The 25029-nt window shown below is 52.6% G+C and carries 14 protein-coding genes; 4 read left to right on the top strand and 10 right to left on the bottom strand.

Annotation, left to right across the window (positions count from 1 at the left end; all coding sequences use genetic code 11):
- Positions 1 to 67: 67 nt before the first annotated feature.
- Positions 68 to 1498: a cardiolipin synthase gene (gene cls / locus B212_RS0121895; protein ID WP_019913251.1), complete on the bottom strand. Its 1431-nt coding sequence runs from the start codon at positions 1496 to 1498 to the stop codon at positions 68 to 70.
- Positions 1499 to 1700: 202 nt separating this feature from the next.
- On the opposite strand from cls, the gene B212_RS35775 reads away from it, so the two are divergent.
- Together B212_RS35775 and B212_RS0121905 are read left to right on the top strand one after the other, a co-directional pair.
- Positions 1701 to 2906: a M23 family metallopeptidase gene (locus B212_RS35775; protein ID WP_019913252.1), complete on the top strand. Its 1206-nt coding sequence runs from the start codon at positions 1701 to 1703 to the stop codon at positions 2904 to 2906.
- Positions 2907 to 2954: 48 nt separating this feature from the next.
- The gene (locus tag B212_RS0121905; protein ID WP_019913253.1) at positions 2955 to 3404 is read left to right on the top strand and encodes a bactofilin family protein; all 450 of its coding nucleotides are present in this window, start codon (positions 2955 to 2957) and stop codon (positions 3402 to 3404) included.
- Positions 3405 to 3419: 15 nt separating this feature from the next.
- Here the strand turns inward: B212_RS0121905 and B212_RS0121910 are convergent, their stop codons facing one another.
- The 5 genes from B212_RS0121910 to B212_RS0121930 all read right to left on the bottom strand — a co-directional run bounded on the left by B212_RS0121910 (position 3420) and on the right by B212_RS0121930 (position 13660).
- Positions 3420 to 4205, bottom strand: coding sequence for an ABC transporter permease (locus B212_RS0121910; RefSeq protein WP_019913255.1), 786 nt, complete (start codon positions 4203 to 4205; stop codon positions 3420 to 3422).
- On the bottom strand, positions 4198 to 5124 hold the full coding sequence (locus tag B212_RS0121915; RefSeq protein ID WP_028530986.1) for an ABC transporter ATP-binding protein: 927 nt from the start codon (positions 5122 to 5124) through the stop codon (positions 4198 to 4200). Before B212_RS0121915 ends, B212_RS0121910 begins: the two co-directional genes overlap by 8 nt.
- 446 nt (positions 5125 to 5570) lie before the next feature.
- A complete protein-coding gene (gene gltB, locus B212_RS0121920; protein ID WP_028530987.1) occupies positions 5571 to 10166 on the bottom strand; it encodes a glutamate synthase large subunit in 4596 nt (1531 codons plus the stop codon).
- Between the two features lie 382 nt (positions 10167 to 10548).
- Positions 10549 to 12903 (bottom strand): YhgE/Pip domain-containing protein, encoded by a 2355-nt coding sequence (locus B212_RS0121925; protein WP_019913259.1) that lies wholly within the window; start codon positions 12901 to 12903, stop codon positions 10549 to 10551.
- Positions 12904 to 13084: 181 nt separating this feature from the next.
- Entirely contained in the window at positions 13085 to 13660 is a 576-nt protein-coding gene (locus tag B212_RS0121930) for a TetR/AcrR family transcriptional regulator (protein ID WP_019913260.1), read from the bottom strand.
- A 259-nt stretch (positions 13661 to 13919) separates the two neighbouring features.
- Here B212_RS0121930 and B212_RS32170 point away from each other — a divergent pair, with 259 nt between their 5' ends.
- On the top strand, positions 13920 to 15116 hold the full coding sequence (locus B212_RS32170; RefSeq protein WP_019913261.1) for an MGDG synthase family glycosyltransferase: 1197 nt from the start codon (positions 13920 to 13922) through the stop codon (positions 15114 to 15116).
- Positions 15117 to 15200: 84 nt separating this feature from the next.
- Here the strand turns inward: B212_RS32170 and B212_RS0121940 are convergent, their stop codons facing one another.
- Both B212_RS0121940 and thpR read right to left on the bottom strand, forming a co-directional pair.
- The gene (locus B212_RS0121940) at positions 15201 to 16097 is read right to left on the bottom strand and encodes a cell wall hydrolase (RefSeq protein ID WP_019913262.1); all 897 of its coding nucleotides are present in this window, start codon (positions 16095 to 16097) and stop codon (positions 15201 to 15203) included.
- 78 nt (positions 16098 to 16175) lie between these two features.
- Positions 16176 to 16784 (bottom strand): RNA 2',3'-cyclic phosphodiesterase, encoded by a 609-nt coding sequence (thpR, locus tag B212_RS0121945; RefSeq protein WP_019913263.1) that lies wholly within the window; start codon positions 16782 to 16784, stop codon positions 16176 to 16178.
- A gap of 68 nt (positions 16785 to 16852) precedes the next feature.
- Here thpR and B212_RS0121950 point away from each other — a divergent pair, with 68 nt between their 5' ends.
- A complete protein-coding gene (locus B212_RS0121950; RefSeq protein ID WP_019913264.1) occupies positions 16853 to 17809 on the top strand; it encodes a D-2-hydroxyacid dehydrogenase in 957 nt (318 codons plus the stop codon).
- Between the two features lie 303 nt (positions 17810 to 18112).
- On the opposite strand, the gene B212_RS0121955 is transcribed toward B212_RS0121950, so the two are convergent.
- Entirely contained in the window at positions 18113 to 19888 is a 1776-nt protein-coding gene (locus tag B212_RS0121955; protein WP_019913265.1) for a methyl-accepting chemotaxis protein, read from the bottom strand.
- 254 nt (positions 19889 to 20142) lie between these two features.
- Entirely contained in the window at positions 20143 to 24939 is a 4797-nt protein-coding gene (locus tag B212_RS32175; protein WP_019913266.1) for a glycosyl hydrolase, read from the bottom strand.
- Positions 24940 to 25029 lie beyond the last annotated feature (90 nt).

Genomic DNA, 25029 nt, shown 5'->3' on the forward strand with positions numbered 1-25029 from the left:
AAAGAGCTTTAAAAAGGCTGGAACATGTTAGAGTCTTCGAAAAACAATGTAAACATCGGATTTCCCTTCATAAAAGAGGCGATAAAAGCTTACACAGGCTTTGAATCAATTTGACATATCCCCCCCGCCCCTTGAACTTAACCGGGTCAATGAACTCGCTGTGCCTCAGGTCCTGCTCAAAGCCGTCCGCAAGCACGGAGATCAGCTCCGGACGGAGCAGCACCGCCGTCAGCTCAAAGTTGGAGTAGAAGCTGCGCATATCCAGATTGGCGCTCCCCACCGTAGCCATCAGCCCGTCGATAATCATGACCTTGGCATGCATGAACCCTGCATTGTAGCGGTAAAATTTCACACCGGCATCCTGCAGGTTCTCTAAGTACGACAATGTGGCCGAATACACCAGCCAGTTGTCGGGCTTGGCGGGAATGATGATCCTCACATCCACACCGCTCAGCACAGCGTTCTTCAGCGCACGGCAAATCGCAGGATCAGGAATAAAATACGGCGATGTGATCCAGATTCTCCGCTTGGCCGCAACAATTGCCGCAAAATACATCTCCTGCGAGGCATCCAGCGCTCCATCCGGTCCGCTTGCAACTACCAGTACGGATTCCTGCTCCGTGCAATGATGCGCGGGGAAGAAACGGGGATGGCTCATGCCCTCCCCCGCTGCGAGCCGCCAGTCTTTCATAAAAACATACTGCAGATTATAGACAGCGTCTCCCTCCAGACGCAGATGAGTGTCCCGCCATTCCCCCATCTTGGGATCTTTACCGAGATAGTCATCGCCCACATTCATGCCCCCGGTGAACCCGATCAGCCCGTCGACGACCAGGATTTTGCGGTGATTGCGGTAATTGAAACGGCGGTTCAAGAGTGAGGTCAGCGGCGGCAGGAAGAAATGGACCTCCACGCCGTTAATTCTCAGCGTACGAATGAAGCTCCGGCCGAGCTTATGGCTGCCAAGGCCATCGCAGAGCAGACGCACCCGGACTCCCTGGCGGGCTTTGCGGATCATTACCTCCTGAAATTGCTTCCCGATCTCATCATCACGGAAAATATAAAACTCCATATGGATATGCTCACGCGCCGCTTCCATCGCTTCCAGCATATCGTCAAAGGCTTCCCGGCCGCTGGACAGCACCCGGCACCGGTTACGGCCGGTAACCGGACTCTCCGACAGCCGTGAGAGCAGATACAGCAGCTCTTTATGTTCCGCAATTTGCGGATTTCCGCAGTCGTCCGCATTTTTCACAATATGAATTTTACCCGTGACATGGGAGCGAATCTCCCGGAACAACGATAGGCATCTTTTGTCCAGCTTGCGGTTCTGCCAATAGTCCCGGCCGAAGAAATAGTAGAACAGCAGCCCTAAGGGCGGGCAGCAAAAGGTAACAAATACCCAGGCCAGCGCCCGCTCAGGACGGCGGAATTCAAGCAGCAGGATTGCCGCAATCTGTAGAATAAATAAGCATACAATAATCACGAATATTTTCATGACAGCGCTCCCCCTGAAGGTTAATAGATAATGAATTGTCCGGATTTCGCCACTACTCTCCCTTTATATTCAAGCAAACCGTTGTCATGTTCGTCACAGACGTGGAATACATAGAGTAATAGGACGATTCGGATGAGCCCAAGGAACAAACAAGCCGGAATTAACACAAAGGCGGCTGCGCAAGCCGCAGGAAGGAGAAGCTATGAAGAAACAGCCCGATCAGAACCGGATTACACTGCTCGTCGTCCGCGAGGCCGGGCGTCCGGTCAGACAGCTTCAGCTATCCAAGCCGCTCGCCCTGGCCCTGCCGGCCGCAGCCGCCCTTTCTATCTCCAGTCTGGTCACCTCTATGCATTTTCATGCCTCCCGGTCCATTTCTGAGCTTGAAGCCGAAGCAGCCGCACTCTCCCTGAGCAATCTCCGCATGGAAATGAAGGTTGCCGACAAGGATCAGGCCTTGCTGCAGCTTCGCAGTCAAGTAACCGAGCTTTCGGAGGAAGCCGAGGGCATCAAAGACAAGCTGAAGAGTGTCAGTGAGCTTGAGCAGCAGTTGCAGTCATTGATTGATAAACAAAACGGCGCTTCTGCCTCCGGCAAAGCGAAAACCTCTGCCTCCGGCGCCAAGACCTCTGCTAACAAACAGTCCGAGGCCTCAGCAATTGTAGAGACAGCCATGTTATCCGGGGCAGCAGCCTCACAGGACGCAAGCGGTATAGTCTTTGCGGCAGCGCCACCTCCCGCTTCCACGCTGTCTGCTGTGAACTTCCGCTTAGGAGCGATTAACGCGGCACTGGGCAGCACAGTCGCTCCGCAGGTTGGCGGAGAATACATCGCGGTCTATCAGAATGATCCGCTGGAGCTGGTGCGGGAAACGAAGGATGATTATGAGGAAATCCGCAGCATGCTTGAGGAAATGATGAACAGCATCTCTACGACAATTACAAAGGCCATCAAAGCGAACACCGCCGAAGCCAAGCTCCAGGCCAAAAAAGTGCTGGCAGAAAAAGCCCGGCTGGCCCCGGCAGTTCTCTGGCCTACCTACTCGAAAGTGATCACCTCCAGCTTCGGCTACCGCTCCGACCCCTTCAAGGGCGTATCGGCCTACCACTCCGGCATTGATATTGCCGGCAATATCGGAGATCCTGTATACGCCGCCATGGACGGTGTTATAACCGCTGCTGAGCAAATGGGCTCAAGGGGCAAATATATCATCGTTAAGCATGATAACGGGCTTGAGACCTGGTACATGCATTTGAACGCCATACTCGTCTCTCCCGGACAGCAGGTACGCAAAGGGCAGCAAATCGGGCAGCTCGGCAATACGGGGCGCAGCACGGGCCCCCATCTTCATTTTCAGGTAGTTAAAGGAAACAAGCCGGTGAACCCATTGGGATATGTGGAGCCGTAAAGGCCGCACTCAGGGGTGGAACTAATACTTTAAGAGGGGGAATCTATCATGTGGAATAAAAACAAACATCAAACATCTGTCAAGTCTACCGACTCATTGATCGGACATGGCGGTACGCTGGAGGGCAAAGTGAATTGCGACACCAATCTGCGGATTGAAGGAAATTTCAGCGGGGAAATTCACTGCCGGGGAACAGTGACTGTAGGTGAACAGGGAGCGGTCCGCTCCACCATCAAAGCGCAGGAGATCATTATCGCAGGCAAGGTGTACGGTGATGTCACTGCCGACCGCAGGCTTATCATGACAGGAACCGGACAACTGCATGGCAACATTCTGGCCGGTTCCCTGAGCATCATGGAGGGCAGTGTGCTGAACGGCTCTGTAGCCATGACTGAAGAGCCCGCCCTGGAACATGCAGGCGGACTTCAGGTAAGCGATAAGACGGACAAGACAGGGAAGCACGGCTCCAAGGCACAGAGCACCCTGGAAGCAGGCTAACCGCTGCTGCCGTATTTACGCTGCGACATCTCTTTTACGGAATACGAACCAGGACACCAGCATGAACAACAGGTAATAGACTGCCAGTACGACAATGGCGAACCCGAGGCTAACCCCGCCCGGCCCTTTGTCCGTTAACAGATACCCTCCCAGGTTCATGTGGGGAAAGATAAGATATTTGGCCCACTCATACCGCTCCGGGCTGAAGATGGCGACAAAGATATCTTTGGCAAACATAATGAACAGCGACAGCCCGATCGCAAGTCCGCTTGCACGGAAAACGCTGGAGACCATGAAGGCAATTGCAGCCGTCAGAAACAGCTCAATATAGCTGCACAGAATGCTCAGAAACGTATATTTTGCCGGACTCCAGGCCGATATTGGGGATGCATCTGTCCCGGATGAGTTGGAGAAAATAAGCGCAGACACGTAACCAAAAGCAATCAGCACAGCCGTGCTCAGCAGGCTGAACAGTATCAGGGAAATGTATTTCGACAGCAGTATTTTGGAGCGGCTCCAAGGGCGGATCAACAGCAGCTTAATCGTTCCCCAAGAAAATTCGCCCGCTACGGAGTCGGAGGCAATGACAACGGTAAAAATTGTGTTCAGAAAAAATGCGATGCTTACGGTCATTTGAAAGCTGTTCCACAGCTCCGCCGTCGATGTATCACCACTGGTATAATAAAAGAGTACCGGGAACAGCGCACTCATGACTGCCAAAATGATCAGCATAACCCATGTGCGTACCCGGCTGTAGATTTTGACATTCTCATTATGTATGAGAGCAGCGAAATTACCCAATGCCTTCACCTCCGGTGATTTCCAAGAATTGATCCTCCAGCGACCGGGACAGCGCTCTAATGCCGTAAACCTTGATTCCGCCTGCAACCAGATTTGCATTCAGCTCGGCAATTCCCTCGCGGTCCGCTGTGACCGCAAGCCCGCCGTCACTCAGCACCCCGGTCCCAAGCAGCGCAAGTGCAGCTTCGGGATCACTGACCTCGAACAGCGTCTCACCCGTCGGCAGCACTTCAGACCCTACCGCTTTGAGCTGCTTCACGTCGATCAGCTTGCCATTCTGGATGATCGCCACACTGTCACACATCAGCTCCATCTCGGACAGCAGATGGCTGGAGACGAATACTGTTGTTCCTTCCTCCTGACACAGCCGGCGCAAATAATCGCGCAGCTCGCGGATACCTTGCGGATCAAGCCCGTTAGTAGGCTCATCCAGAATCAGCAGCTTCGGGCGGTGCAGCAGTGCCTGGGCCACACCCAGCCGCTGGCGCATCCCGAGCGAATAGGTCTTTACTTTGTCATGAATCCGCTGACCCAGCCCAACCAGCTCGACCACTTCTTGAATCCGCTGCTTGTTTACACCGGGCACCATACGCGCATACTGAAGCAAATTCTGGTACCCGGTCAGGAACTTGTACATCTCCGGGTTCTCCACAATGGCTCCAATGCTCTTAACCGCTTCTTCAAAATGGTCTTTAATGCTGCGGCCGCAGATCAGAATGTCGCCTTGGCTGATGGAAATCAGCCCCACCATCATACGGATGGTGGTTGTTTTACCTGCACCATTCGGTCCGAGAAATCCGAAGATTTGCCCCGCCGGAATATCCAGCGTTAAGTCGCTAACCAGCGTCTTTGCGCCGATTTTTTTGGTGACACCCCTGAGGCTTGCTACGGGTGTTACCCCTTCTGCCGTGTTCGGCATGGTCTCACTTCCTTCCATGTAAAAGCGCCTGAAGATCCAAATGCTCCGTTCGGTGATTAGTCGTAATTGCGGGGAATGTTTGGACTTCCGGCCGCTGTTGTCTGCAGATTTCTTGATTATGACCGCACTTAGCGGTGGAAATCCGCAGACAAAGGTGGTCGCTACCGCTCCTCCAGTTCCAAACTTCCCCTCCATTACTTACACCTCATCCGGCTCCATAAAACTTCAGATCATTTTTAGTTTACCACAACTTTCCTTTTTCCTGAAAACTAGGAAAAAATGCAGCAATAGTAAAAAGGACAACCTCCCCCCGGCAAGGAGAGGATGTTGTCCCTTCGTGTATTGAAATGCTAAATTGTATGGCTGAGATAACAGGATAATCGGCTAACGTCAGCCAGTGGCTTGATGCCGGATGGCTATCTGAGTTAGAGCATTATTCGGGGCTGTTAGCCGCCGACACGGGCAAGCTCGCGCATGTTCGCTTCGAAGGCAGCCATCAGGGCGGCATCACCGGAGAGCCCGGTCTGCTCAACCTTGCGGATCTGCTCCATCATCCGTTTGTAATCCTTCGGAATGACACGGACGAACTTCGTCAGAGCGTCTTCCCAGGCTTCGAGAACACTTCTTCCGGCGTTGCTGTCCGTAAGCTCTGCATGACGGGTGATCATCCCCTTCAGCTCGGCAATCTCCTCTGCCTCTTCCACGCGTTCGAGAAGAACCATCTCCAGGTTGCAGCGTTTGATGAAGGAATTGTCCGGATCGTACACGTAGGCAATACCGCCCGACATACCTGCCGCAAAGTTGCGCCCGGTTGCGCCAAGCACCACCACACGGCCTCCGGTCATATATTCACAGCCGTGGTCGCCCACGCCTTCAACAACCACATTCGCGCCGGAGTTGCGGACGGCGAACCGTTCGCCGGCAATACCGCTGATATAAGCTTCACCGCTGGTAGCACCGTAAAGTGCCGTATTCCCGATGATGATATTATCCTCGGCGGCAAAGGTTGCCTTCGGGGACGGCTTGATAATCAGCTTGCCGCCGGACAGCCCTTTGCCGACATAGTCATTGGAGTCGCCTTCGACGGTGATCGTAATCCCCTTCGGTACGAACGCCCCCAAGCTCTGTCCGGCTGAACCGGTGAAATGCAGGCGGATTGTATCATCCGGCAGACCTGCTGCACCATACTTGCGTGTCAGCTCGCTGCCCAGAATGGTTCCAACCGCACGGTTGACGTTCGTTATCGGCAGGGAAGCCTCAACCACCGTACCGGATTCCAGCGCCGGTGCGGCAAGGTCCAGCAACTGCGATACATCCAGTGTTTCTTCCAGGCCGTGATTCTGGCTCTGGCTGTTAAAGCGCGTGCTTCCTTCCGGCATTGCCGGAGTATGCAGCAGGCTGCTGAGATCCACGCCTTTCTTCTTCCAGTGGCTCGAAGCCTTGACCGCATCCAGACAATCGGTGCGGCCGACCATTTCCTGAATGGTACGGAAGCCAAGCTCTGCCATGATTTCCCGCAGATCCTCCGCCACAAAGGTCATGAAGTTAACGACATGCTGCGGGTCACCCGCAAAGTTCTTGCGCAGCTCCGGATTCTGTGTCGCTACGCCGACCGGACAGGTATCCATTTGGCATACCCGCATCATAATGCAGCCTACGGCTACAAGCGGTGCAGTAGCAAATCCGTATTCTTCAGCGCCGAGCAATACGGCTACAGCCAGGTCGCGGCCGCTGAGCATTTTGCCATCCGTTTCCAGCACTACTCGGTCACGGAGATTGTTCAGCATCAGCGTCTGATGCGTCTCAGCCAGCCCAAGCTCCCACGGCAGACCGGCATGGCGGATGGAGTTCATCGGCGACGCGCCGGTACCGCCATCGTAACCGCTGACCAGGATGATGTCGGCACGGCCTTTGGCAACACCTGCGGCGATGGTTCCGACACCAACCTCAGATACAAGCTTAACGTTAATATTCGCACGCGGATTGGCGTTCTTCAGATCGTAGATCAGCTCTGCCAAATCCTCGATGGAGTAAATATCATGATGCGGCGGCGGCGAGATCAGGCCCACACCTGCTGTAGAGCCGCGTACTTCGGCTACCCAAGGATACACCTTGCGGCCCGGAAGCTGTCCGCCTTCACCCGGCTTGGCCCCCTGTGCCATCTTGATCTGAATTTCATCGGCATTCACCAGATAATTCGAGGTAACCCCGAAACGTCCAGATGCTACCTGCTTGATCGCGCTGCGGCGGGAATCGCCGTTGCTGTCCCGGGTAAACCGGGCCGGATCTTCGCCGCCCTCGCCGGTATTGCTCTTGCCGCCAATGCGGTTCATAGCGATAGCCAGTGTCTCATGGGCTTCCTTACTGATGGAGCCGAAGGACATGGCCCCGGTCTTGAAGCGTTTCATGATGGATGCGGCCGACTCAACCTCTTCCAGCGGAATCGGCTGATTGAACGGTTTGAACTGCAGCAGGGAGCGCAATGTCTGCTGCTTCTCGCTTTCGCCCTGGACAAGCGCTGCATACTTCTTGTACATTCCATAATCTCCGCTCCGCACGGATTGTTGAAGCAGATGAATGGTCTGCGGGTTGAACAAATGCTCTTCCCCGTCGCTGCGCCATTGATATTCACCGCCGGAATCCAGCACTTTGTCATTGCCGTCTTTGTCGGTGAAAGCACGGTTATGGTGGGCAAGGGCTTCCGCCGCCACTTCCTCAAGGCCAATGCCGCCAATGCGGGAAGGCGTCCAGGTGAAGTAACGGTCCACGAATTCCGAGTTCAGACCGACAGCTTCGAAGATCTGTGCGCCTCGGTAGGATTGGATTGTCGAGATACCCATTTTGGACAGTATTTTAACTACGCTCTTCGTCGCAGCTTTAATATAATTCTTCACGGCTTTCTCATGCGAGATGCCGCGCAGCAGCCCTTGGCCGATCATGTCATCCAGACTTTCGAAAGCCAGGTAAGGATTGACCGCACTCACGCCATAGCCAAGCAGCAGCGCATAATGATGAACCTCACGGGGTTCGCCGGATTCCAGCAAAATGCTGACCTTGGTCCGGGTTCCCGAGCGAATCAAATGGTGATGCAGGCTGGACACGGCGAGCAGCGCCGGAATTGCCGCATTCTCGCGGTCTACGCCACGGTCGGACAGGATAAGAATGTTATGTCCCTTAGCCATGACACGGTCAGCCGCTTCGTTCATGCGCTCCAGCGCAATGCGCAGCCCTTCAGCTCCAAGCTCAGCCGGGAACAGAATCGGAAGCGACATTGACTTGAAGCCTGCTCGGCGGATGTGGCGGATCTTGGCGAAATCCTCATTCGACAGAATCGGAGAGTCCAGCGAGATTTGCCGGCAGCTCTCAGGCTCCGGCTTGAGCAGATTGCGCTCAGGTCCAATCGTCGTCGCGGTAGAGGTAACCAGCTCTTCACGGATAGCATCAATCGGCGGGTTAGTTACCTGGGCGAACATTTGTTTAAAATAGTTATATAGACGCTGCGGACGGTCCGACAGCACTGCGAGCGGCGCATCGTAGCCCATCGACCCTATAGCTTCAGCACCGGTGGAAGCCATCGGCTCCAGCACCTTGCGCAGATCCTCGAAGCTATAACCGAAGGACTGCTGAAGCTGCTGCACATTGTCATGCTTCGGATTCGGAAGCTCCGGCGCATCGGGAAGCTGATCAAGACCGATCAGATGCTCATCCAGCCACTCACGGTAAGGCTGCTCCGTCGCAATGGCGGCTTTAACCTCTTCGTCGGAAATAATCCGCCCCTGCTTCGTATCCACCAGCAGCATGCGGCCCGGTCTCAGGCGGTCTTTATATAGTACATTCTCCGCAGGGATATCCAGCACGCCTGCCTCGGAGGACAAAATAATCAGATCATCCTTGGTTACATAATAACGCGCAGGGCGCAGACCGTTACGGTCGAGAATCGCGCCAATCTGAACACCGTCGGTAAAGCCCATTGCGGCAGGTCCGTCCCACGGTTCCATCAGTGTGCTGTGGTATTCATAGAAAGCCTTCTTCTGCTCATCCATGCTGTCATGGTTGCTCCAAGGCTCAGGAACCATCATCATAGCCACATGCGGCAGAGAACGTCCGCTGAGGTACAGGAATTCGAAGGTATTGTCGAACATCGCGGTATCGGAGCCGTCAGGATTCACAACCGGCTTGATCTTGCTCAGATCTTCTCCGAACACTTCACTCTTGAACAGTGACTGGCGTGCATGCATCCAGTTCACATTTCCCCGCAGCGTATTGATTTCACCGTTGTGGATCATGAAGCGGTAAGGGTGCGCGCGCTCCCAGCTTGGGAACGTGTTGGTGCTGAACCGGGAGTGGACAAGCGCAATCGCCGATTCCAGCTCTTCGTTCTGCAAATCCAGGTAGAACTGGCCTACCTGCGCAGTGGTCAGCATGCCTTTGTATACGATCTTTCGACAGGACATGCTTGGCACATAAAAGGATTCGCCCTCTTCAGCGCCGCCGTAGCGGATCGCCAGCTCGGCGCGTTTGCGGATGACATACAGCTTGCGTTCAAAGGCCATATCATCCTTAATGCCTTCGGAACGTCCGATGAATACCTGACGGACATAAGGCTTGGCCGCCTTGGCCGTCTTGCCCAGCATTTCGTCAAAGGTAGGAACATCGCGATAGCCAAGCACCTGCTGGCCTTCCTCGGCAATAATCTGGCTGAGGAGCGATTCATGGCGGTTACGGATCTCCTCGTTGTGAGACAAAAAGATCATGCCCACGCCATAATGTCCCTGCTCCGGCAATGCAAAGCCAAGCTTACTGGCTTCACCGGCAAAGAAACGGTGCGGAATCTGCAGCATGATGCCGGCTCCGTCACCCGAGTTTGGTTCGCTTCCCTGGCCTCCCCGATGCTCCATGTTGAAGAGCATGGTCAAAGCGTTACTTACAATATCATGGGACGGCTTGCCTTTGATATGGGCGACAAACCCCATTCCGCAGGCATCCTTTTCGAACTGGGGATCATACAGGCCCTGTTTGACGGGCAGTTCAGTGTGTCTCATCGTACGCAACCTTTCTATTATAAAGTAGACGAATTTCCAGGAAAAATTTTCAGTGTAAATTCTTAATAAATATTCAAGGCAGATTGGTTATATTATTTTATCATCGACCTGACATGAGCGCAATTTAAACTTTTTTATGAGCTTGATTAACAAATGCTTTTGCGGCACAGCTTTAGCGAATAAAAGCGTAAAAAATCTTTGCTATGTATAATTATGCACAAATAACGAATAAGTGCTTATTCAATGAAAACGCTTCATTCAATTTCCTGACACAATCATGATACGTTCCATCCTGATTTGCCGCGGAATAAGATAACAAAAAGAACGCCCCGGAAAAGGGGCGTTCTTTTTGTTATTCCTATGAATATTGAATAACGTTCAATTATAAGCTTAGAGCCTGTTCACTCTTCAGTTCTACTTGGCTGCCCCGTTCACGGGTCATGAAGTATGTGAAGGTCAAGGCCAGGAAGACAATTCCGTACGCGGCCAGCGTTCCGGCATCACTCCACATGGTGCCGATTTCACCGGTGGAAATCACTGCCTTGAAGCCTCTGACACTGTAAGTCATAGGCAGCAGCGGGTTGAAGAATTTCATCCAGTTCGGAATCAGCTCAAGCGGGAAGGTTCCTGCGCTTGTAGTCAACTGGAAGATCAGAATAACGATAACCACGAACCGTCCCGGTTGATCCATCCAGGTAACGATAGCCTGGATCATCCACATGAAGGCCAGGCCTGTAATGAAGGTAAAGGCGTAGAACAATGGCACGTTCTCTACATTCAGTCCAAGGCCGTAAAGCACAATAAGTACAGCCATCAGAGCCTGGAACATACTCATCATCGAGAATGTAAGGGTACGGCTGACGAAGCGGTTGAACCGGCTTGCACCAAGCACTTCAGAATCACGCATTGGAATAACAATGGTGCAGATGAGTGCGCCTACGAACAAGCCGAGAGACAGGAAGTATGGTGCAAAACCTGAACCATAGTTAGGTACTGTAGTATATTCCTTCTCTTCAATCTGTACTGGCTGGGCGAACATTGATGCAAGGGCATCGGTTTTCTTCACGGAGCTGGTCTTCGAAGCGGCATCGCCGAGCTTCGATGCCAGTTCGCCGGAGCCGGCCTTCAGGTCATCCAGACCATCCTTAAGCTTGCCTGCTCCATCGCTAAGCTTCTTCGATCCATCCGCTACAGAGCTGAGACCGCTGCTAAGCTTGCCTGCACCGTCCAGCAGCTTGGTGGTTCCTGCTTCCAGCGATTTGCCGCCGTCAGCCAGCTTCGCGCCGCCTGCCGCAGCTTCATCCAGCTTCGCACCGAACTGCTTCATGCCTGCGGCAAGCTTGCTGCCGCCGCTTTCCAGCGATCCGGCTCCAGCGAGCAGTTGCTGCTGTCCTGCCAGAAGCTGCGTGCTGCCTGCATTCAGCTTCTGTGCGCCGTCATGCAGTTGAGTTACACCGGCATCCAGTTGCTGTGATCCATCGTGCAGTTGGTTCGCACCCTGAACCAGTTGTGTCTGACCGCTGTGCAGCGCAGTTGCGCCGTCGAGAAGCTGCTGCTGGCTCTGATCCAGTTGCGCAATGCCTTGGGCAACTGAAGTGCTTGCTGCGATCAGCTTCTGCACATCAGGGCTTGCTGCCAACTGCGGATTCGATTTAGCCAGTTGCTGCAGGCCATCAGCTACCGCTTTGGCTCCTGCACTAATCTTGGCGCTGCCGTCCTTCGAGGCCTTCAGTCCGGCTTCCAGCTTCGCGCTGCCGTCCTCGGAAGATGTCAATCCCGCAGCCAGCTTCGCGCTGCCGTCTACAACGGACTGTGTACCGGCTTGCAGCTTGGTTGTGCCGTCTACAGCCGACTTCGTACCGGCTTGCAGCGCCGCCGCTCCGTCAGCCGTCTTTTGCAGACCGGCACTCAGTTGTTTGCTGCCGTCTGCTGTCTTCGCTACACCGTCCTGGAGCTGCTTATGCGCTGCGGACAGTTGTTCAAGTCCTCCGGCAAGCTTGCTGCTGCCGGTCTGGATTGCTGCTGCACCGTTGTTCAGTGCTGCCACACCTTCTGTAAGCGGCGCTGCACCGTCCAGCAGCTTGCCAGTGCCTTCAGTCAGCACAAGCAGGTTATCCTTCAGCTTAAGCGCGCCGTCGTCCAGCTTAGTGGCGCCATCTGCAATTTTGGTGGCACCGTCTCCGGCTTCGCCAAGCCCGCTGGAGATTTCAGTGATTTTATCAAGAACAGAGTTGGTATAAGCTTCGGTAATTTTGGCAGATACTTTAGTCTTGATATCTTTTACAGCAGTACCGCCGATCTGACCAGCCAGGAAGTTGTAGCCTTCGTTTGGCTCGTAGATGATTTTGGCCGGCTGCGGATTTTCATCGAGCACCGTGGTTGCATTCGCGGAGAAATCCTCCGGAACCACGATAGCCATATAATAAGTTTCGTCTTTCAGACCGGCTTCCGCCTGTGCACGAGTCACGAAATTCCATTTGAACCCGTCGGTCTTTTTAAGCTCTTCTACCAGATCGTTCCCGGCAGTAAGGCTCTTGCCTTCATAGTCGGCACCTTTGTCTTCATTAACTACGGCCACCGGCAGCTCATTCATTTTGCCATACGGGTCCCAGAATGCCTTCAAGAACAATCCGCTGTACAGCACCGGAATGAACAGGACAACAAACATCGGAATCAGCACCTTGGGTTTCTTGAGCGCTGCGCCCAGGTCCTTGGCAAATACGGATAAAGATTTCATTCTGGTTCTCTCCTTCTGATCATATGCTCTCTTTAAAATGCTATAAATCTTACAAATGCTAGTTTCTTGAAACTTTGCGTAATACCAGGTGACTATTTTCCCCAAGTAGTCAATCGAGAGCAAAGAAAAACTCCTGCCGGAGTCGTTTGAGGCTATCGCCAACCATCAAAACCTTATTACGCTATTGTGCCAACCCTTCAGCCAGAAACAAATGAAAATAGCTTGTGATTTGTTCTTTCGTCAAAGGCACATGCACTCTGTTGAGCTCGGCTGTCAGCACGATATACAGTCTGAACATCACCAGTGATACAATCTTGGAGTCGCAAGGCTTAACTTCTCCATGATCTATCGCATACTCCACCTCCCGCTGCAAATATTCAAGGATCACATTCTCAAGCTTATCAAGACCGTCATTAGCCTGCGGGGTTCCGAAATCACGGCTTTCCTGGGACAACTTGACGAACAGCTCATGTTCACTGCGAAATTCCAGCACGGCATCAAGAACACGGCGCAGATTATCAAAAAAAGGCCGGTCCCGCTTGATTTCACGCTCAGCGATAGACTTTATATCCATCATGACTTCACGCAGAATTTCATCAAACAACTGTTCCTTATTTGCGAAGAAGGTGTAGATCGTTCCTTTGCCGACATTTGCAATCTTGGCGACCTGATCCATTGTTGTTGCTTTGTAGCCGAATAATGAAAATGACTTTGTCGCGGCCTGAAGCACCTGTTGCCTTCGATCCACCACAGCCACCTTTACACTCCCTTTCTTCCGGAAATATCGTTACCGCCGCTTATTGACCATTTTACTATTCCGGTCACTTGGTCACAACTCACTTTAACACGTTGCCACTCTGTTTGCAATACTTGGGAGAAATCTTTATTTTTTTTCTTTTTGCAGTGTTTTAACTTTCTATTTACGTCTTATTTGTATAATGTGAGAAAAGAAGCAAGTTCCTTAGTATAATAGTAAAAGAAGATTGATCCTATGAAGGAAAGTAGCAGGTGAACTTATGCGAAAGAAAAGAGTACTGCTGTTTTCGGAAGGCTTCGGTACGGGCCATACAGGGGCAGCCTATGCTCTGGCCGAAGGTATAAAGCGGCTCAGTCCGGATGTGCAGTGCCGGGTCATTGAGTTGGGGAAGTTCCTTAATCCTACGGTCGCTCCCTGGATTCTTTCAGCTTACCGCAAAACAGTCAGCAGCCAGCCGAAGCTGGTCGGCATGATGTATAAGACACAATATCACAAATCACTGAACCGGTTGACCAAGATGGCGCTTCACCGGATTTTTTATACACATGCCTCACAGGTTATTGAGCAGCTTAAGCCCGATTTGATTATTTGCACGCATCCAATTCCCGCTGCCGTTATTTCCAGACTGAAGCAGCAAGGGCTGGATGTGCCGCTCTACACGCTGATTACGGATTATGACGCGCACGGAAGCTGGGTCAATGCCGAGGTCAACCGCTACCTCGTATCTACATCCCGTGTGAAGTCCATTCTGACCGGACGGGGGATCTGCCCCGAGCAGGTTATGGTCACCGGCATTCCGGTGCATCCGAAATTCTGGGAGCGTTCGAACAAAACGATGCTCCGCAAGGAGCTGGGACTCGCCAACATTCCCACAGTGCTTATTATGGGTGGCGGCTGGGGTCTGATGTTCGGCAAGGATGTCATGAGCTCGCTCACGGCCCGGATGGATGAAATCCAGTTGATCTTCTGCATGGGCAGCAATGACAAGCTAGTTGCCAAGATGCGGACCAATCCGCTGCTGAACCATCCCAACGTGAAGATTCTAGGGTACACCAGTGAAATCAACAAGCTGATGGATGCCTCCGATCTGCTCATTACGAAGCCCGGCGGGATGACCTGCACGGAAGGCCAGGCCAAAGGCATCCCAATGCTTTTTTACAGCGCTATTCCCGGCCAGGAAGAGAAGAACTGTCAATATTTTGTGGAGCTGGGACTGGCCGAAGAGCTGGATTCAGACGTAGTGAACAAATGGTTCTCGATGCTGCTTCGGGAATACACCAGTCTTGAGGAGCTGCGCAGACGGCGGCTCGCACCGGAGCGGCAGCAGCCGAGCCACTGCGCTTCAACCATACTGGAGCTGCTGGGCAAGCCGGCGGGCGGGACAGCAGCAGAGCTGCGCGGCACACGCGCTGCCGCCCAGGCCCGGAATGAAGAGGCTGTGTATGTCACTCCCTAGATTCTCCTATTTAAACAAAGGGTGTCCAAAGCCATAATAAATGGCCTTAGGACACCCTTTGTTTTGCTTCAGTTAACCTCTGATTTACTTATAAAAAGTATGATTGCCGATTGTTTTGGCGTACTTCTGGGAATGGTGCACAGTCAGATCCTGGGCAAGCTTCAGCGACAGGAAATAATACGTATCATCGGTAACCGCCTTTATTCCGGAGAGCGCAGCATTTACAGCTCTAATACAATCCGCATTTGGCTTCACACGGTTAAGACGCCCGTTGGCAACAGGACTGAATTGTCTTTTTTGATAAATTACATCATGAATGGTGTCGGGAAAATTGGCTGACCGTAGCCGGTTCAGAACAACGTTGGCGACTGCCACCTTGCCCTGGTACGGTTCACCCTCTGCTTCTGCCATAACGATTTTTCGCAGCAGTAGCAGGTCTTCTTCGGATACAGCGTAGCTCCAGGTGGCTTGACTTCGTTGCGCCTGGCTTAATAGCTTTGTCCGGGAGAAGAACAATTTTGTGGGGGGATGTTGCTGAATTGCCGTGTTTTTATTATTTACGGTCTGGCTCCCCTTGCCCTCCGCCTGTCTGAGCGCTTGCTGCGCTACGGGCGGGCTTGTCTTCACCACAGCGGCCTTCCGCCGAAGAATATCAGTATGGGATGCTGTGCCCTTCGGCTTCAGGTTATCCGGACTGATCCATTCCACGGGCTGCCGGAATTTCTGAGCTTGTCCCAGATTGGCGGCTGTGGTGTAGAGCATGGGCCTAAACGTATTATTGCTGCTCCTCTGTGAGGATGCTGGTGTTGCCACGGGAATAAGTAAGGCAGCGGCTTGGCCGCTTGACTGTAATTTATCTGTTCGAGCCGAATTCTTCCCTTTTACGATTTCTTCGTTGCCCAGCAAGCTTATCGAAGAAAAACACACTAGAATAACGCCAACGAGCAGCGCAATGCAGCGGTTTTGCTTAAAGATTACCATTATTTACCTCCTGTTTTACGGCACATTCCTATAATATGTAACCGAAAATGGAAGCTTTGAAAACTTTATTGTCGATTTTCATCTGAAAAATGTAAATTTTTCGATCAATTCATACATAGGAATGGCATGCATCCTGGTAGCATACACCAAAAAACCGTCCACCGTCCAGTCCAGCACCCCTGATTCAGCATCCCTTGGCAGCCTCTCAGAGGATAAAGATTCCAGTCTTTCCATACTAAAGGGACGCTCATCCCGATATTTCCGCGCAAGTGTAAGATGGGGGTTGTACGCCCTCGCTTCGGGAGTGAACCCTAGTGGACGGGTCGAGGAAACCACGCTCCGCTGAAGGCTGTTCAGCTTCTCCAAATCTCCGGAAATGCCCGCCCACAGCACTCTTGGCGCTTCAGGGAGGCCAAAGACTCCCCACTGCGCAAGCTGCAATTGAAACGGAGAACCCTCCTCAGATACCTTCCTCAAAGCCTCAAGGAGAGCCGGAATCTCCGGTTTGGGTGTGTCTCCGAGAAACTGCAGGGTAATATGATAATCCTCAAAATGTGTCCATTTTGCAAATTTCAGCTCTGAAGACAATGCAGCGCATTCATTCCGCAGCAATTCGGATAGCATCGCAGGCAGCTTGACCGCAATAAACAGCCGCTCGATGTCAGCGCCAGGCAGGGTACGTTCCATTGCAATTTCACCTTTCCAGGCAGATTTGTTATCCTTATTCTTATATAGTATAACGGGAGGGAATCCTCATGACGAAATCTATTGTTTGCTTGCAGTCCCTTACACCAGAGCAGCAGGAGCTGATCTGTGCCGCTGCTCCAGGTTATACCCTTTCTCTGGCCAATGCCAAGTCTCCTGATTTGAACTTGCTTGCCGAAGCGGAAATTGTGATTGGGTGGGCCAAAGGAATCAGCGGCACGCTGCTGAAGCCGGAGTCGCCGCTGCGCTGGCTGCAGTCCTGGTCGGCCGGGGTCGAGAAGCTCCCGCTTGAAGACCTGGAGAAGAAGGGCATCCTGCTGACAAATGCCAGCGGCGTCCACGCCGAGCCGATTGCGGCTGTAATTATCGGCTTCATGCTGATGTTCGCCCGTAACCTGCATACCGCTGTGCGCAATCAGCAGAACCGCGATTGGCATTCGGACGGCAGCGAGAGCGAGCTGACCGGCAAAACTGCCGTTATCGCCGGAACCGGTGCCATTGCCGCTGAAACGGCAAGAATTGCCAAGGCGTTCCGCATGGAGACGATCGGTGTAAGCCGTTCCGGCAGAGCGGCCCAAGGCTTCGACAAGGTCTACACTACCGCACTGCTGGCGGATGCCGTAGGCCAGGGAGATTTCATTATCAACACTCTGCCGCTCACCGATGAGACGCGGCAGATCTTCGATGCCAGGATTTTCTCCGCATGCAAGCAAGGCTCGTATTATATTAATATTGGCCGCGGAGCCACCACCCATACAGAGGATTTGATGACAGCCCTGAACAGCGGACATTTGGCCGGTGCGGGCCTTGATGTGTTCGAGACCGAGCCGCTTCCCAAGGAGCATCCGCTGTGGGGCATGGAGCAGGTAATCATCACCCCCCACTGCGCCGGGGCAACGGACCGTTACGCAGACAGGCTGGTTGATATTTTCACAGAAAATATGCAGTCCTACCTGCAGTCGGGAGTCCCTTCGCGCAATTTGGTAGACTACAGCCGCCAATACTGATTGGCGACAGCCCCCAAAACATTACTACACACAAAAAAAGCAGCCTCTGCGACTGCATTTACAACATAAAGCTAAACAACAAAAAGGCAAAAGTGACGGAAGAGAAGTTTGGAACTGGAGGAGCGAACGCGTCCGCCTTTATGTTTGGATTTCTACCGCGAGTAGCGGTTCAAAATCAGGAAATCCAAACATAACAGCGGCCGGAAGTCCAAACATTCTCTGTAGTCACGACCAATGCCATTGGATGAATCTTATATTTTAGCTTATATGCTTTCGTAAATGCATCGCGGGAGGCTGTTTTTACTACACCTGAAACCGGGTCACGGACTCCTTCAGCTCAGCCAACAAAGTTCCGAGATGCTCAATACCGGCCGCAACCTCACTTATGGTGCTGACCTGTTCATCGGCAGATGCAGATGTCTCTTCCACGCCCGCTGCCGACTCCTGCGCCAGAGCCGAGATATGCTGGCTGAATTCATTCATGCTTTCGCTTGCTGCAGTCATCTGCTTCAGATCATTGCCCATCTCTTCAATGGCGCCGGCCATTCCGGATACAGACTTGTTGATTTCAGCCAAGGCAGTCCCCGTCTCCATAATTTGCCGGCTGCCCTCCTCTGTCTTCTCAACACCGCTGCGCAACTGCTGAACCATTTCCCTTGAATCATGCTGAATGCCTTGTGTGATACCGGTAATCTCCGTTACGGTCTGCTGTACCTCTTCTGAAAGCTTACGCACCTCCTGCGCCACTACGGCGAAGCCACGCCCGCTATCCCCGGCTCTGGCAGCTTCGATTGCTGCATTGATCGCCAGAAGATGCGTCTGCTCGGAAATATTGCGGATCGCGCCCACAAGCTGGAATATACCTTCATTCTTGCGGTTCAGCTCTTCCACCATTGCCATCGACCGGGAGACCACTTCGGCAATCTGCCCCATCTGTGCCACTGAGCTTTGCATCAACGCTTCGCCTCTGCCGCCCTTAACCCGGACCTGCTCCGAATGGACTGACAGGCTAACACCTCTGCCCGCAAAGGCTTCAATCAGCCTGTTCAGCTCCTCTACAGCTTTGGATGCATCCACGGCCGCTTCCGCCTGGCTTGCCGCTGCCTTCGCCAATTCCTCCATCGTGAGGGCAATCTGACTGCCGCCCTCTTTGGTATAGGACACACTATGCCCCAAATCCTCGCTCTGCTGGGCAATGATCTGCTCGACGCTTCTAATCTGGCTCACAATATCCAGCAGCGTACGGTTGGTCTCATTTACTGTGCCCGCCAGCAGGCCAATCTCATCCTGATTCGAGATAATAGTATCCTCCGCCGTCAGATCGCCGCCTGATATCCGCTGCAGATGGGCGGTCACCTTCTTGAGAGGGTTGATCAGCATACGCCGGATGAGCATGTTGATCAGCCCGATCACAAGCAGCACAAGCACTATCGTCACAATATTCAGCGTCAGTGAGGTATGAAAAATCGTAACGGACAGTCCGCCCTTGTCAGACGCCTCCTTCTGGCTGTGCGCTACAAGCTTATCTAAATCGGTCTGCATGGAGTTGAACGCGGCAATCCCTTTTTTCGAGACCTCCAGAGCCAATTCCTCATCACCCGAGCCGCTTAGCTTGATCGCCTGGTTGTTAATGGACATAAATTCATCCCATTTGTCGCTGAGTGATTGCATCTGCTTCTGCTGCTCTGCTTCCCTGATCACAGCCTTATAGCTCTTCACAGTTTCGGCAACCTTGCGGATATACTCATCACGTTCCTTCTCCAGCTTCGCCTTCTCCGTTCCCCCGGTATCGAGAATATGCTGCATGCTGATAGACATGATATGTTCTGTGTAGTAATTAATATTATGTATCTGGTTCAATTCGGGAATCGTAGCGTTGATAATATCCCCTGTATTCTTCTGCATGCCGTTCATTTGAATGAGGGAGATTGCACCTGAAATCATAACCAATACCGCCAGAGCCACATATCCCGACGCTATCTTAATGCCTATGCTTCTTTTCCCCTTTGTTACAGCACTCTTCATTTTTTCTTTCAATACTCCTCCTGCAGAACCCTTTACTTCAGAATCTTTTCCCATAAGCACTCCCCCTTAATCTTTTACGAAAATATAACCTTGCGTTTACAATTGTTACTTTTCATTTTCATAAATAGGCACAACAACAGACTACAAGTATTATTTCGGCAAATTACACCGGAATATTTATATGGAATCCCGGCAGAAACGGCTGCGCCGTCCTCAAAGGGACGGCATCCGCTTCATTATGATAAATGAAACAGCGATACTCCCGGAGGAATACCGCTGCTGTAGCCAGCTATTTATCGAAACCTGGTTTAACGGGAAAACTTCACATCATCAATATACACCGTTGCCGTCCCCGCTGCCGAAGGAGTTACAATCTGAACCCCCAGGACGTTCGCCTTCTTCAAATCAGCGAGGGTGAACGGCTCGGCTTCGCTGCCCACGCTGATATTATGGATTGTGGAGATATCGCTGAAATCAAGCGTGAATTCGGTAAAACCGTCACCCGAGGCCGCCTGTGCCCCGGAATCCAGCCATACGGTGAAATCCCGCAGTTGAAGGAAGAGTTTAGCCTTCACATCCGGATGATCCGAAACAATTTTCACCTTCGCCGTAAGCTTCTTGAAGGAACTCAGATCCAGCTCAGCATATTTTGCAGCCGCCAAAAAGGAATCATCCGCCCACGCGAGGTCCAGCTTCAAGGATTGTTTGCCTTCGGCATATACATCCGTTGATACGGATACCGGCCCTTTATTACTCAGTGCCCAGCCGTCCGTGCCGGTCTCAAATCCGTACTGAACATCAGGAACTGCTGCCGTAAGTGCAACCTCCTGCAAATACAGCTTGGCGGTTCCGCCGTCACCGGAAATATCCTCAATCTTGATGCCAATTGTCTTTACTGCGGAGAGATCCACACCTGCCCCCGCTGCGGCTGCCGGCAAAGAAATGGACAAGGTTGTATACCCGCTGGAATCAATAGCTACCGGGGTCCCGCTGTCGCTCCAGGCCCAGCCTGCCCCTGTCTTGATGAACAGCCGTGCTTTGGCGGTACCATTCGACAGCTTAACCTTGGCATTCATCGTATCCAGACCGGTAATATTCAGTTTCACAGGGTCCACAGCAAGCTCGAAGGATTCTTTATAGCTGCCATCGGTATTCTGGCCCGTATTCACCAGATCGAACTGTACGCCGGCAGCTTGCTCCGCAGCTACGAATTCTGGAGCCTGGGCGTTAGCACTGTCTCCGTTTGCAGCAACCCAGCCTTCAATATCGGCAGCACTTTTGAATTGATACAATACTCCGGCTGCATGCTCGTTTGGCTCTTCGGTATCACCGCCGGACATATCGGGAAGCGACGAATCGTATACCGCTTTGATATCGTCAAAATACAGTGCGCCCTCATGCGCTTTTGCATCCATCGCATTTACATAGAGATTCAGGCTTTGCACTTTCGCCAGCCGCTCTTTGGTAAGCGGACCGGCTGTGCCCCAGCTCATTTGCGTCAAATTCTTGAGGCTCAGCACGAACTTTCCGTTAGTGTCAGGATTAATGACCGGATAGGCCTCGAAATAACCTCCGTCAATCACCAATTGAACCACCAGCTTCAGCGGTGCTCCGGTCTTAGCGTAAGAGTTGCTGCCATCTGAGGCCACCCACAGACTGATTGCGTTGAAGCCGGACCAATCCAGGGAGCCGAGATTTTTCCCTACTCCTGTATAACCCGCATTATTGATATTATAGTGGAGCTTCATTCCATAGCTGCCGGAATACTTCCGCTCAGTGCTTAACGCTACGCTGATATCGTCTCCGCCGGCTTTGGGATACTTAGCCGCAAGCGCATCGTCGCTTGAACCGTAGGACTCAAAATCATCCACCAGCGCATTATCGGCTACCGGTGCTGAATAGGTATTATAGAGAACGATATTGTCTACATAAACCGGCAATACACCTTGAGATACAAATCCGCTGCCCACAATGGAAATCGCCAGTCCGGTTGCCGACGCTGATTTTGCCGCATTATCTAGATCCACAGCAACATCAAACTTGTAGTACTGCGCTCCGTCCACCGTTACTTTCTCCAGAGCGGACAATGCTTTATAGCTGGAGTCCATGCCATACTTGGTGTTCCAATCATCCGGGAGCTGCACAATTCCCCGTACTGAGGCATTGCCGGCTTCATTCTGCGCAGCCTCCGGGATCAGTACCGCAAATTTCACCCGGTTAACCTTGGCAAGATTAACATCCTTCAGCGCCGCAGGTGTAAGCTGCAGCTTCAATTCCTGCCAGGTGTCTCCTGCGGACAGCCCTTCCGTAACCTTGACCGCCAGCTTACCGTCGCCGGCCAGAACCGCATGTCCGAATTCGGTCTTGATCGTCTCGCCGTTGCCGGCCAGCCCGGACCAGGTGCCATTATTCTGGATTTGCTCCAGATCGGCTGGTGTGTCAAAGGTAATCTCTTTGAGCGGAACCTCGCTGATCTTCACAAATACCGAAACGCTTTGCGTGAGAACCGTATCTCCCGGTCCATACGATTTCACCGTAATACTGACAGAAGTGCCGTTCAGGCTGGCATCAGGCTTCCAGGCTGCGGCATAATAGCCGTCTGCCCCAAGCGTCATTTCTGTCTCCACTGCGGAGTCCCCCACCTTGTACGTCACTTTAGCAGGCACAGTATTGGCTACCTTGGCCCGGATAACCGTCGCCGCTTCGCTTACCGTACCAACATTGTTCGGAGTAACAATATGCAGGAACGGCTCTTTGGCTGCTGCGTTTACGGCGAGGCCGTATTTGTTGTCATCCTTTACATCTTTGGCGAAAGCGGAATAAGGATCATTATAGAAATTAACGAAGTCTGGAAGCAGCTCATGATCCGCTTTCTTAGGGACATTCTTATATGGAACGTACAGATTATTTCCTTCACCGAAGTTGGCCCAGGTCAGCATGTAGGAGATTTTTGCCGCATCCGGGTCAGCCTTGATTGCATTTAGAACCTTGGTGAACCACTTCAGCTCATTATTTCCGGTGGTCTTCATGCCAGCGGCGCTGTAGCCGTATTCCGACAGGGTAACAATCTTGCCCTTCGCCTGGGCCAGGCCGGAAATCATCTTCAAGTCCTTAACAAGACCGCTCAGGAAAGTCTCCGAACCGGCATTGTCCTTGTTGTCATACTGATCCATACCGAGAATATCCACATACTGGTCGCCCGGATAGGTCGTCAGATATTCACTTTCATTGCCGTTAAAGGAGCCGTTCGGAGAAAATACGTACAAGAAATTGTGGACTCCCTTAACATCGCGCAAATACTCAACGGTGTATCTGTACAGCTCGGCATACTCGCTCTTGGTGGTTGTTGCCGCGCCCCACCAGAACCATCCCCCGTTCTGCTCATGGAAAGGACGGAACAGCACCGGAATCAGGTTGCCGTCATCATCCTTCAGATTGTTCGCAAATTTGGCAATCCGGTCGAGATAGGCGTTGAAGGCAGCGTTCTTGTCCCCGCCCGGCAAAACACGTGCGGCCACTGATGCTGTAGCGCCTTTGGTATTGCTGGTGTCGTTGAAGCTGCCGCCGGTGGCAAAATTGTATGGATGCGTGCTCAGTGTAACGATGCCGCCCAGCTCATGCGCCTGCTTCATGGCAGCCGTCAGGCCCAGCCGGCTGGCCTCATAATTTCCGCTGACTCCGGGCGGTGCTTCATAGCCGTCCAGGCTGAGGGTATCCCAGCCAAATACCGCCGGATAATCGCCGGTAGCACTGTACACATCCGAGATCACCTTGCCCGCTTCATCTTTGCCGGCAAAAGATACGGTTGTATCATGCTGGTGCCCGAACATGACTTCTTTGCCGCTCTTCTCGCCCAGGTAGGCGAACAGCGATTTCGTTGCCGCTGTAGCGGCAGTATCAACAATTCGGACTGTAGTTGCCGTCCCGGTTCCCGTTCCCCCGCTTCCGCCAGAGCTGCCGGAATTGTTAGTAACGACAGCCGTTCCTCCGCCAGCCGTTACGGGCACTCCATCCTTCACCGAAGTGGTCCCTATGCCCAAAGGCTGGCCGTTCAGTGTGACTGAAGCGCCGCGAACGTCAAGCTTGCTGATCGTTCCCTTCCCCGTGACAGCAGTACCGGCGGCGGTGCTGCCGATTACGGCCTCCGAAATCAACGTGCCCGAACCCACGTCTATAATAGAAGCGCTTTCAACTGTAAGCTGTTGGATCGTTGTCGAGCCTTCGGCAGCGAGACGCACCTTGCCTTCCGGCCGGTTCACAATAACCGATGTTAGCTTGGAATTCTTGATGTGAATCGAATTCTCTCCGCCTCCGGCAATATATACAGCACCCTGCACGGTCACGTTCTCCAGAGATGCCTCGCCGTTGCCGATTCCGGGGGCCAAATACAAATTGCCCGAAATTACACTGTCCTTGAGGGTAACGCCAGTGTGGTTGACCAGCACATTGCCCTCTACAGGACCGCCGGTGACGCTACCGGCCGTGTTATAGTAGCGGCTGACCAGTCTGTCGATGATGCTGACGGTCTCCGCTCTTGTGATCAGATTGTCCGGGCGGAAGCTGCCGTCGGGATAACCGTTAAGCATTCCCTTCATAGCCTGGACAGCTTCTTGGGCATAGCTGCTGATTGTTGCGCCGTCCGTAAAGGAAACAGCAGCCGCGCCAGCGCCCGGCTTCAGCGAGAATACCCCGGCAAGCAGTGTTGCCGCATCTTGGCGGGATAACTGTGTATCCGCTTTCGCTTTATTGTCCGGGAAGCCTTTATAATAACCGGCCTGTCTGGCGATTGACAAATCCTTAGCGTACCAGGCTCCCGCAGGAACATCTCCAAAGGACGTTTCCGCCGCCGCGCTAAATCCAAACAGCTTATTGATGATGCTCACCAGCTCAGCACGCGTAACCTTGTTATCCGGCTTAAAGGAACCATCGGGATACCCCTGAATCACACCATTCCCCTGCCATTTTGCAATGCTTTCTTTGGCCCAATGCGTCCCGGAACTTCCAAGACTCTCGTCCGCTTTGCCGCTTGCCAGGGCAGGTACAGCCATCGAGACAAGCATAACCCCTGTCAGGAGCAGCGGAAATCCTTTTTTTAATATCTTCATCCATTCATCCTCCTTCTTTTTCTGTAAGGGCTTTCAGTTTACAAAAAACACAATAACTACATTGGCAATATTAGCACTTTAACAATAAAT

Source organism: Paenibacillus sp. HW567, from assembly GCF_000374185.1.
Lineage (GTDB): Bacteria > Bacillota > Bacilli > Paenibacillales > Paenibacillaceae > Paenibacillus_AQ.